This window comes from Falsiroseomonas oryzae, from assembly GCF_027856955.1.
Classification (GTDB): Bacteria; Pseudomonadota; Alphaproteobacteria; order Acetobacterales; family Acetobacteraceae; genus Falsiroseomonas; species Falsiroseomonas oryzae.
On record NZ_JAPSMD010000194.1, the window covers coordinates 1 to 9,999 of the forward strand.

At 71.7% G+C, this 9,999-nt stretch carries 11 protein-coding genes; 1 reads left to right on the plus strand and 10 read right to left on the minus strand.

Features of this window, described 5'->3' with window-relative positions:
* Nucleotides 1-63: 63 nt before the first annotated feature.
* The 10 genes from otsB to OZN99_RS17865 form a co-directional block, all read right to left on the minus strand.
* The gene (gene otsB, locus OZN99_RS17820; protein ID WP_270936613.1) at nt 64-789 is read right to left on the minus strand and encodes a trehalose-phosphatase; all 726 of its coding nucleotides are present in this window, start codon (nt 787-789) and stop codon (nt 64-66) included.
* A 66-nt stretch (nt 790-855) separates the two neighbouring features.
* On the minus strand, nt 856-1,062 hold the full coding sequence (locus OZN99_RS17825; RefSeq protein ID WP_270936614.1) for a hypothetical protein: 207 nt from the start codon (nt 1,060-1,062) through the stop codon (nt 856-858).
* A 111-nt stretch (nt 1,063-1,173) separates the two neighbouring features.
* Nucleotides 1,174-1,947 carry an ABC transporter ATP-binding protein gene (locus OZN99_RS17830; RefSeq protein WP_270936615.1) on the minus strand — a complete coding sequence of 258 codons (774 nt, stop codon included), beginning with the start codon at nt 1,945-1,947 and terminating at the stop codon, nt 1,174-1,176.
* Between the two features lies 1 nt (nt 1,948).
* Entirely contained in the window at nt 1,949-2,785 is an 837-nt protein-coding gene (locus OZN99_RS17835; RefSeq protein WP_270936616.1) for an ABC transporter ATP-binding protein, read from the minus strand.
* Complete coding sequence (nikC, locus tag OZN99_RS17840; protein WP_270936617.1) at nt 2,782-3,681, minus strand: nickel transporter permease; 900 nt, start codon at nt 3,679-3,681, stop codon at nt 2,782-2,784. The genes OZN99_RS17835 and nikC overlap by 4 nt, the downstream gene beginning before the upstream one ends.
* Nucleotides 3,678-4,691, minus strand: a complete 1,014-nt coding sequence (locus OZN99_RS17845; RefSeq protein ID WP_270936618.1) for an ABC transporter permease — start codon at nt 4,689-4,691, stop codon at nt 3,678-3,680. Before OZN99_RS17845 ends, nikC begins: the two co-directional genes overlap by 4 nt.
* Before the next feature lie 31 nt (nt 4,692-4,722).
* A complete protein-coding gene (locus OZN99_RS17850; protein ID WP_270936619.1) occupies nt 4,723-6,321 on the minus strand; it encodes an ABC transporter substrate-binding protein in 1,599 nt (532 codons plus the stop codon).
* Nucleotides 6,322-6,397: 76 nt separating this feature from the next.
* Nucleotides 6,398-7,411 (minus strand): cytochrome d ubiquinol oxidase subunit II, encoded by a 1,014-nt coding sequence (locus tag OZN99_RS17855; protein WP_270936620.1) that lies wholly within the window; start codon nt 7,409-7,411, stop codon nt 6,398-6,400.
* A 4-nt stretch (nt 7,412-7,415) separates the two neighbouring features.
* Complete coding sequence (locus OZN99_RS17860) at nt 7,416-8,753, minus strand: cytochrome ubiquinol oxidase subunit I (protein WP_270936621.1); 1,338 nt, start codon at nt 8,751-8,753, stop codon at nt 7,416-7,418.
* A gap of 6 nt (nt 8,754-8,759) precedes the next feature.
* On the minus strand, nt 8,760-9,323 hold the full coding sequence (locus tag OZN99_RS17865) for a GbsR/MarR family transcriptional regulator (RefSeq protein WP_270936622.1): 564 nt from the start codon (nt 9,321-9,323) through the stop codon (nt 8,760-8,762).
* Between the two features lie 163 nt (nt 9,324-9,486).
* Between OZN99_RS17865 and OZN99_RS17870 the strand changes: the two genes are divergently transcribed.
* On the plus strand, nt 9,487-9,999 hold a 513-nt coding region (locus OZN99_RS17870; RefSeq protein ID WP_270936623.1), incomplete at its 3' end, for an HpcH/HpaI aldolase/citrate lyase family protein.

Sequence of the window (9,999 nt, forward strand, 5' to 3'; positions counted from 1 at the left end):
CGCCGGCGCTGGCGCCGCGCTCGCGCGGGTCGGGCACGCGGTTGGCCACGATCACCAGGCGGCTCATCGCGGCGCGTCCTCCGCGAAGCGGGCCAGCCAGGCACGCAGCGCCGCCGGCGTGCCGAAGGCGTCCTGCAGCTTCAGGCCGATCCCGCCCGCGGCGCGCGCCGCGGCCATCCCCGCCTCGTCCGTCACGTCGTCGCCGACGAAGACCGGCTGGCGGCCGGCGAAGGGCGGGCGCGCCATCAGCCCCGCCACGGCCGTCGCCTTGGAGACGGCGGTCGGCTTCACCTCCCACGCCATGCGCGCGGGCAGCATGACGAAGTCGCCGTTGTCGGCGATCAGGTCATCCAGCAGCGCGCGTGCCACGCCGCCGGCTTCCGGCGCCTGGCGGTAGTGCAGCACGAAGCCATGCGCCTTGCGTTCCAGCAGCGCGCCAGGGAAGGCGGCGGCCAGAGCCTCGGCCTGCGCGATCCACGCCTCGGGCGGGACCGGCAGCGGCAGCGCCTGGACGGGCTCCGCGGGATCCGGGCGCAGCGACGCGCCGTGGTCGCCGGCGAGCGCGAGCGGCACCGGCAGGAAGGCCTCGAGCTCGGCGATCGGCCGGCCGGAGACGACGGCGAGCGCGCCATCGAGGCGCGCGGCGACGCGTTCCAGCAAGCCGGGCAGCTCCGGCGGGACCACCACCGCATCGGGCCGCGGGGCGATCTCGACGAGCGTGCCGTCGAAGTCGAGGAACAGCGCTGCCCGGTCGGGGGCGATCGGGGAGGCGTGCATGACCTGCAGCACATAGCCCCGCCTGCGCTGCCTGTGCGCCAGCCTCGCGCGCTTGTGCGAGGCCGCGGGACGGTTGGGTCAGCGCCGCTGGGGCGGCGTCATGCTCCACAGCGCGAGCGCCGGCGGCAGAACGCCGACGACCAGCCAATGGACCAGCGCGGCCTGCCGCGTCAGCAGCTCCGCCTCCCACGCCAGCACCGCCAGCGCCTGCACGAACAGCAGCCAGAGGACGGCGAGGGCGAGCGCGAGGATCTCGGCGTCGAGCGCCGCGAGGGCTTTCTTCACGGGACGGCCTGCGATGCGGAGTTGATTTCGTATACTTTACACGAAACCGTGATTCCGTCCACACGAAACCGCGAGCCGCCTGCGTATCGTCCAGGCACGGCCGCCCATGGGTCAGTCGAAGCTGACCATCCGCCCCGCCACCGCGCGGTCGTAGCCCTTGCTGGCCAGCAGCAGCTGCCGCGTATAGGCCTCCCGCGGGGCCTCGCGCCGCAGCGTGGCGACGTCCATCTCCTCCACCACGAGGCCGCGGTTCATCACCGCCAGCCGGTCGCACATATGCGCCACGACGGCCAGGTTGTGGCTCACCAGGATCATCGTCAGCCGCTGCTGCGCGCGCAGCCGCCGCAGCAGGTTCAGGATCTCCGCCTGCACGCTGACGTCCAGCGCGCTGGTCGGCTCGTCCAGCAGCAGCACCTTCGGCCGCAGCATCAGTGCGCGCGCGATCGCCACGCGCTGCCGCTGCCCGCCCGAGAGCTGGTTCGGGTAGCGGAATCGGAAGGCCGGCCCCAGCCCGACATCGGCCAGCGCCGCCTCGACGCGCGCCGAGACGTCGCCGGTGCCGTGGATCTCCAGCGGCTCCGACAGCGCGCGGTCCACGGTGTGGCGCGGGTGCAGCGACGCGTAGGGATCCTGGAACACCATCTGCGCCAGGTGCGGCAGGCGCCGGTCGGCCTTGGCCACGTCGAGGCCGCCGATGCTCGCCCGCCCGGTCCAGCTCCGGTTCAGCCCGGACAGCGCGCGCAGCACCGTGGACTTGCCCGACCCGCTCTCCCCCACCAGGCCGAAGCTCTCGCCCTCCGCCACCTCGAAGCTCACGCCGCGCACCGCCTGCACGGCGTCGCGCCCATGGCCGAAGGTGACGACGAGGTCGCGGACCGAGATCACCTCAGCCCTCCAGCCAGGCCGGGTCGCGGCTCAGCGTCGGCAGTTCGGCGCGGTCGTCGTCGATGCGCGGCAGGGATTGCAGCAGGCCGCGCGTATAGGGATGCGTCGCGGCGGCCAGGTCGCGCGCCGCGCGTTCCTCCACCACGCGGCCGGCATACATCACCAGCACCCGGTCGCAGAAGCTGGCGACGAGATCGAGGTCGTGGCTGATGAAGATCAGCCCCATGCCGCGCTGCGCCACCAGGTCGTCCAGGATCGCCAGCACCTGCATCTGCACCGTGACGTCGAGCGCGGAGGTCGGCTCGTCCGCGATCAGCAGGTCGGGCTCGGGTACCAGCATCATCGCGATCATGATGCGCTGGCCCATCCCGCCCGAGACCTCGTGCGGATAGAGGCGATAGACGCGTTCCGGGTCGCGGATGCGCACCGCCTCCAGCATCGCCAGCGCCTTGCGCCGTGCGTCGCGCGCGGAGACGCCGCCATGGATGCGCGCCGCCTCCGCGATCTGCTCGCCGACGCGCATCACCGGGTTCAGCGAATACTTCGGGTCCTGCATCACCAGCGAGATGCGCGCGCCGCGCAACCCCCGCAGCGTGCGCGGCGAAGCGGTCAGCAGGTCCGTGCCGTCGAAGGCCAGGCGCCTCGCGGAAAGCTGCGCGCTGGCCGGCAGCAGCCGCATGATGGCGCGGCCGGTGAGCGACTTGCCCGACCCGCTTTCGCCGACGATGCCCAGCCGTTCCCGCCCCAGCGCGAAGGACACGCCGCGCACGGCGTGGAACGGGCCGGTCGGCGTCCGGAAGCTGACGCGCAGGTCCTCGACCTCGAGCAGGGCGGTCACGTCTTCTGCCTCGGGTCCAGCACGTCGCGCAGCCCGTCGCCGAGCAGGTTGAAGGCCAGCGACACCACGAAGATCGCGAGGCCCGGGATCGTCGCCACCCACCACTGGTCCAGGATGTAGCGCCGCCCGGAGGAGACCATGGCGCCCCATTCCGCCATCGGCGGCTGCGCCCCCAGCCCCAGGAAGCCCAGCCCCGCCGCCGTCAGGATGATGCCCGCCATGTCCAGCGTGACCCGCACCGTCAGCGAGGAGACGCAGAGCGGCATGACGTGCCGCACCAGGATGCGCCCGGTGCCCGCCCCCTGCAGCCGCGCCGCGGCGATGTAGTCGCTGTTGCGGATCGTCAGCGTCTCCGCCCGCGCGATGCGCGCATAGGGCGGCCAGGAGGTGAGCGCGATGGCGATCACCGCATTCTCGATCCCCGGCCCCAGCGCCGCCACGAAGGCCAGCGCCAGGATCAGGCTGGGGAAGGCCAGGAACACGTCCGTCAGGCGCATCAGCGCCGCATCCACCCAGCCGCCGAGATAACCCGCCGCGGTGCCGACCAGGAGCCCGATCGGGGCAGCGATGAGCGCCACCAGCACCACGATGTAGAGCGTGATCCGCGCCCCGTAGACGAGGCGGGAGAAGATGTCGCGACCGAACTCGTCCGTGCCGAGCCAGTGGCCCGCGCTGCCCGGCGGCAGCAGGCGCTGCGCCAGGTTCTGCGCATAGGGGTCGTGCGTCGCAATCCAGGGCGCGAAGGCCGCGACCACGACCAGGGCCACGACAATCAGCAGCCCGAGCACCGCCAGCCGGTTGCGCCGAAAGCGCAGCCAGCCGCGGTACAGCGCGCCGAGCTTCGCCTCCTGCCGGGAGCGCGGCGTGTCGGACAGCAGGGCGGCGCGCCAGCTCATCGCGCCCGCGGGTCCAGCAGGCGGTAGAGCAGGTCCGACAGCAGGTTCACGCCCACGAAGACGGCGCCCACCACGATGGTCGCGCCCAGCACCGCATTCATGTCCGCCGCCAGCAGCGCCGTGGTCAGGTAGCGGCCGAGGCCGGGCCAGGCGAAGACCGTCTCGGTCAGCACCGCGCCTTCCAGCAGCCGCGCATAGGACAGCGCGATCACGGTGACGAGCTGGACGGCGATGTTGCGCAGCGCATGCACCCAGACGACGCGCGCTTCCGACATGCCCTTGGCGCGCGCCGCGACCACGTATTCCTGGCTGAGCTGCTCCAGCATGAAGCTGCGCGTCATCCGCGCGATGTAGGCGACCGAGAAGTAGCCGAGCACGGCGGAGGGCAGCACGACATGCCCGAAGGCGTTCCAGAACACCTCCCACTCGCCGGCGATCGCCGCATCCACCAGGATCACGCCGGTGACGGTCGGCACGATGTCCTCGAAGAACACGCCGAGCCGGCCCGGCCCCTGCACCCAGCCCAGGATGCCGTAGAAGACCAGCAGCCCGACGATGCCGAGCCAGAAGATCGGCACGGAATAGCCGACCAGCCCGACGACCCGGACGATCTGGTCCGGCCAGCGGTCCTGCCATACCGCGCCAGCGATCCCCATCGGCACGCCGAGCGCGACGCCGATGATGGTGGCGAAGGTCGCCAGCTCCAGCGTCGCCGGAAACACCCGCGCGATGTCCTCCACCACCGGGCGCCCGGTGACGAGCGACATGCCGAACTCGCCGGCCAGCACGTTGCGCACATAGATGCCGAACTGCACCCACAGCGGCTGGTCCAGCCCTAGCTCGCGCCGCACCGCCTCGTACACGTCGCGCGGCGCCTGGTCGCCGACCACGGCCAGCACCGGGTCGATCGGCACGACACGGCCGATGAAGAACGTGACCGCGAGCAGCCCGAGCAGCGTCAGCGCCAGCTGCAGGGCGAAGCCCGGCAGCTGGCGGAACGTCGCGGCCACGATCAGCCAGCCCGTCGCCGAGCCGCCGGCCTCATCCCTTCTGCGCCCGCCAGTACACCGCCGACAGACCCGGCGAGCTGGCCATGTAGCCCGTCAGGTTGGTGCGGTGCGCCACCTGCACCTGCTGCTGCGCGAAGACCGCGAAGGGGGAGGTGCCCATGAACTCCTCCTGGATCTGGCGGTAGATCGCCGCGCGGGCGTTCTGATCGCGCTCGCGCATCGCGGCTTCCGTCCGCGCCGTCAGCTCCGGGATGTTCCAGTTGTTGCGCCAGGTCAGCTTGCCCGGGTTGTTCCCGCCCGGCGGGTTATGGGCGAAGCTGTCGGCATTGTAGTGCGGGTCCGGGTAGCCCAGGCCCCAGATGCCGATGAAGAGCTGGTGGTTGCGCGCCCTGAACTTCGCCAGCACCTGCGCGCCCGTCGCCGGCAGCACCTCCAGCGTCACGCCGCCGCGCGCGAAGCTCGCCTGCAGCGCCTGCGCGACGTCGAGCGAGGGGAAGGTGTTCGCCGTGTCCATCGTCAGGCGGATGCCGTTCGGGTGCCCGGCCTCGGCCAGCAGCGCGCGGGCGCGCGCCGGGTCGAAGCGCCAGGGGCGGCTGTCCACCTCGCCCAGGATGGCGCGGGGGATGAAGGACTGGTGCGGGAAGACCTGGCCCGGCAGCAGGTTGTTCGCGATGGCGTCGTAGTCCACCAGCTGCTTCAGCGCCTCGATCACCTTCGGGTTGGACAGGATCGGGTCGCCCATGTTGGCGCTGAAATACTGGATGGTGCCGCGCGGGAATTCCGCGATGGCGATGTTCGGCCGTCCGCGCAGGGCCGCGATGTCCGTCGGCGTCAGGTTGCGCGCCACGTCCACGTCGCCGCGTTCCAGCAGCAGGCGCTGCGTCGCCGCCTCCGGCACGTGGCGCACGATCACCCGCTGCAGGTTCGCCCGCCCGCGCCACCAGCTGTCGTTGCGTTCCAGCGTGTAGCTCTCGTTCGGCTGGTAGCGCGCGATGCGATAGGCGCCGGAGGCCGCGCTGTTGCGGTTCAGCCAGGCATTGCCCAGGTCGTCGCCTGCGTTCTGCTGCACCAGCCGGCTGTCCACGACGGAGCCGATCGTGGCGGTGAAGAGGTTCTGGATCAGGCTCGGCGCATAGGCCTGGTCGAAAGTGACCTGCACCTCGAACTCGCCGGTCTGGCGGACCGTCTGCTCCACGTTGTCCCGCGTCAGCCCGACCGAGCGGTACATGAAGGCGGGCGTGCGGTTGATCAGCAGCGGCCGGCGGATGGAGAAGGCGACGTCGGCCGCCGTCAGCGCATTGCCGGAATGGAAGCGCACGCCCTGGCGGATGCGGAAGGTGAAGGTCCGCCCGTCCTCGGACACCGTGAAGGATTCCGCCAGGCCGGGCAGCAGCTCCGCCGTGGGCTTGCTCTCGTCGATGACGAAGAGCTGGTCGTAGACGTTCTTCAGCACGTCGCTGCCCGTCACCTCGAAGGAGTGGTGCGGGTCCAGCGCGACCAGATCGTCGATCTGCGCCGCGATCACCAGCGTGTTGCGCGGCGTCTGGGCGGCCGCGCCGCGCGGCAGCGCGGCGAGCGCGAGCGTGGCGGCGCCGCCGGACAGCAGGGCGCGCTTCGGCAGGCGGATCATGGGCGGTCTCTCCGGCGGTGTTTCGCCGCTTCTGGCGTTGCGCCCGCCCGCCTGTCAACGCCCCCGGCGCCGCCCCTCAGTCGTACCGCAGCTCGATCGCCTTGCCACCGAAGATCCGCCAGGCCAGCACCGTGTAGGCCAGGATCACCGGCAGCACGAAGGCGGCACCGACCAGGATCAGGGAGAGGCTCTCCGGCGCGCTGGCCGCCTGGAACAGCGTGAGCCGCTCCGGCACGATGTAGGGGAAGAAGGACCAGGCCAGGCCCGCGAAGGACAGGCAGAACAGCCCGACCGCCGCCCAGAAGGGCACCCGGCGCAGCGCATCCCCGGGAAGCGGCATGTGGCGCAGCAGCGCGGCCAGGCCGAGGATCAGCGCGCCCGTGGCCAGCGGCAGCGGCGCCAGCAGCAGCAGGTTCGGCATCTCGAACCAGCGCGCCATGATGCGCGGCGAGGCGAGCGGAGTGGCCAGTGAGACGCCGACGATGCCCGCCGCCACCACCCACAGCGTCCGCCGCGCCCAGGCCACCGCGCGCGCCTGCAGCGCGCCTTCCGTGCGCCAGATCAGCCAGCAGGCGCCGATGAAGGCATAGGCCGCAGCGACGCCGAAGGCCGACAGCGCGGCGAAGCCGATCGCCGTCCAGGAGGTGTCGAAGCCCAGCACGTAGCGCCCCAGCATCCAGCCCTGCGTCAGCGCCGCCAGCGCCGACCCCCCGGCGAAGGCCAGGTCCCAGGCCTGCTTGTGGCGCGGCGTCGCGGCCTTGGCCCGGAACTCGAAGGCCACGCCGCGCAGCGTGAGCCCCACCAGCAGCAGCGCCACCGGCAGGTACAGTGCCGTCAGCACCATGCCATGCGCCGTCGGGAAGGCCACCAGCAGCAGCCCGACGCCCAACACCAGCCAGGTCTCGTTGGCGTCCCAGAAGGGGCCGATGGAGGCGACCATGCGGTCGCGCTCCGCCTCCTCCGGCGTCGCCTGCACCAGCAGCCCGACGCCCAGGTCGTAGCCGTCCAGCACCACATAGGCCAGGATGGAGATTGCCATCAGCGCGGCGAAGACCAGCGCCAGCGTCTCCGCGGGCAGGAAGGGCGTCATGGCGCTACGCCCCCGCCGGGACCGGGACGTTGCCCGGCAGCTTCTCCGTCAGCCGCCCCTTCGCCGCCAGGCGATACAGCGTCGCGACATAGGCCACCAGCAGCGCGGCGTAGAGCGTCAGGTACATCGCCAGCGTGGTGCCGATGCTGGCGGCCGGCACCGGCCCGGCGGCCTGTGCGGTGGTCAGCACGCCCGTCACCAGCCAGGGCTGGCGGCCGATTTCGGTCACGTACCACCCGGCCAGCGTCGCCACCCAGCCGGCGAAGGTCATCACCACGAAGCCGCGCAGCAGCAGCGTGGGCAGCGCGCCGCGGCGCCACAGGAACCAGGCGCCCAGCAGCCCCATGCCGATCATCGCCATGCCCGTGCCGACCATGACGCGGAAGGCGTAGAACACCGGCGCGACGGGCGGGTGCTTGCCCTCGAACTGGTTGAGGCCCGGCACCACGCCATCGGCGCGATGCGTCAGGATCCAGCTGGCGCCGTCGGGGATGGCGATCTCGAAGCGGTTCTCCCGCGCCGTCTCGTCGGGGATGGCGAACAGCACCAGCGGCACGTTGCCGCGCGTCTCCCAGTTGCCTTCCATGGCCGCGACCTTGGCGGGCTGGTGCTCCAGCGTGTTCAGCCCGTGCAGGTCGCCCACCACCAGCTGCGTCGGCGCCAGCACGGCCGCCATGACCACGCCGGTGCGCAGCGCCGCCGCGACGGCCGGCGCGCGGTCCCCGCGCAGCCAGCGCCAGGCCGACAGCCCCGCGATCAGGAAGGCGCAGGTCAGCCCCGAGGCGATCAGCATATGCGCCAGCCGGTAGGGCATGGAGGGCGAGAAGACGATGGCCAGCCAGTCCGTCGCATGCGCCACGCCGTCGCGCATCTCGAAGCCGACGGGGGTGTGCATCCAGCTGTTCAGCACCAGGATCCAGAAGGCGCTCATCGTCGTGCCGAAGGCGACGAGGACGGTCGCCGTTGTGTGCAGCCAGCCCGGCACGCGGCGGAAGCCGAACAGCATGATCCCCAGGAAGGTCGCCTCCAGGAAGAAGGCCGTCAGCACCTCATAGGCCAGCAGCGGCCCCGCGATGTTGCCCACGCGCTCCATGAAGCCTGGCCAGTTGGTGCCGAACTGGAAGCTCATGGTGATGCCGGAGACGACGCCGAGCGCGAAGGACAGCGCGAAGACCTTCACCCAGAAGCGGTAGGCGTCCATCCACTTCTCGTCGCGCGTGGCGTTGAAGCGCAGCTTGAAGAACAGCAGCACCCAGCCCAGCGCGATGGTGATGGTCGGGAACAGGATGTGGAAGGAGATGTTCGCCGCGAACTGGATCCGGGCGAGGGTGAGGGCGTCCATCTCCTGCTACTCCTTCTTCTTCCTGCGCCCGAGCGACACGACCTTGTCCGTCGCCTCCACCAGCCGCGCGACGCGCGAGCCGAGCGCGAGCAGCTGTGCCAGCCGCTCGGTTTCCAGCTTCTTGACGTCCTCGTACCAGTTGGTCAGCTGCTCGATCAGCCCGTGCATCTCGGCCATGCGGGCCTGGGCGTGGCGCTCCGCCTCGCTGGCCGGCGCCTGCATCAGCAGCTCGCGCAGCACCGAGAGGGTCGGGTCCACTTCCCGCTTCTTCCGCTCCTCGGCCAGGACGCGGAGGATCTCCCAGACGTCGCCGGGCGTGGTGAAGTGATCGCGCCGGTCGTCCGGCACGTGCTTCGGCACCGCCAGGTTCCAGCCCTGCAGCTCCCGCAGGCCCATCGACACGTTTGAGCGGGAGACGCCGAGCGCCTCCACGATCTGGTCGGCGTTCAGCGGCGCGGGCGAGACATAGAGCAGCGCATAGATCTGCCCGACGGTGCGGTTGATGCCCCAGCGGCTGCCCATCTCGCCGAAATGCAGCACGAAGGCCTGGACCAGCGGCGGCAGGTTCATCGGTCGGGCTCCACGGCGTTCCCCGGCTTCCGTGATTTCAGTAATTCCTGAAAATTCAGATAGGACCAAACCGGTGCGGCATCAAGAGGCTTCCCAGGCTGGGCAGGCCCTTCGGGCAGCCCGGTCCCTGGTCAGCCCCCGCCCGGCTGGCCATCATGCGCGCATGACCGCGCCCGACCTCGCCCTGGCTCGCAGCATCCTGTTCGTCCCGGGCCACCGCCCCGACCGTTTCGCCAAGGCGCTCGCCGTAGGCGCCGACGCCGTGGTGATCGACCTGGAGGACGCCGTCCCCCCGGGCGAGAAGGCGGCGGCCCGCCAGGCCGTGCTGGCGCGCCCCGCCGCCCCGGCGGGCGTCGCCTTCGGCGTGCGCATCAACCCCGTGCCGACGCCGGAGGGCATCGCCGACCTGGCCGCGCTGCTCGCCGCGGAGGCCGCGCCCGACTTCCTCATGCTCCCCAAGACCGAGGCGGCGGAGGAGCTGCGCATCGTCCACCGCGCCTTCGCCCGCCACGCCCGCCCGCCGCAGCTCCTCGCCCTGGTCGAGAGCGCTGAGGGCCTCGCCCGTGCTGGCGCCATCGCCGCCGAGCCCGGCTGCGTCGCGCTCGCCTTCGGCGGCGTGGATCTCGCCGCCGATCTCGGCTGCGCCTTCGCGTGGGAGCCGCTGCTGCCGCACCGC

What these genes read in the sequence shown, in the direction of transcription:
- OZN99_RS17860 (WP_270936621.1), bottom strand. Translation starts at nt 8,753, where the DNA reads ATGGACGCCCTCACCCTCGCCCGGATCCAGTTCGCGGCGAACATCTCC.
- OZN99_RS17855 (WP_270936620.1), bottom strand. Translation starts at nt 7,411, where the DNA reads ATGACGCCCTTCCTGCCCGCGGAGACGCTGGCGCTGGTCTTCGCCGCG.
- OZN99_RS17865 (WP_270936622.1), bottom strand. Translation starts at nt 9,323, where the DNA reads ATGAACCTGCCGCCGCTGGTCCAGGCCTTCGTGCTGCATTTCGGCGAG.
- nikC (WP_270936617.1), bottom strand. Translation starts at nt 3,681, where the DNA reads ATGAGCTGGCGCGCCGCCCTGCTGTCCGACACGCCGCGCTCCCGGCAG.
- OZN99_RS17850 (WP_270936619.1), bottom strand. Translation starts at nt 6,321, where the DNA reads ATGATCCGCCTGCCGAAGCGCGCCCTGCTGTCCGGCGGCGCCGCCACG.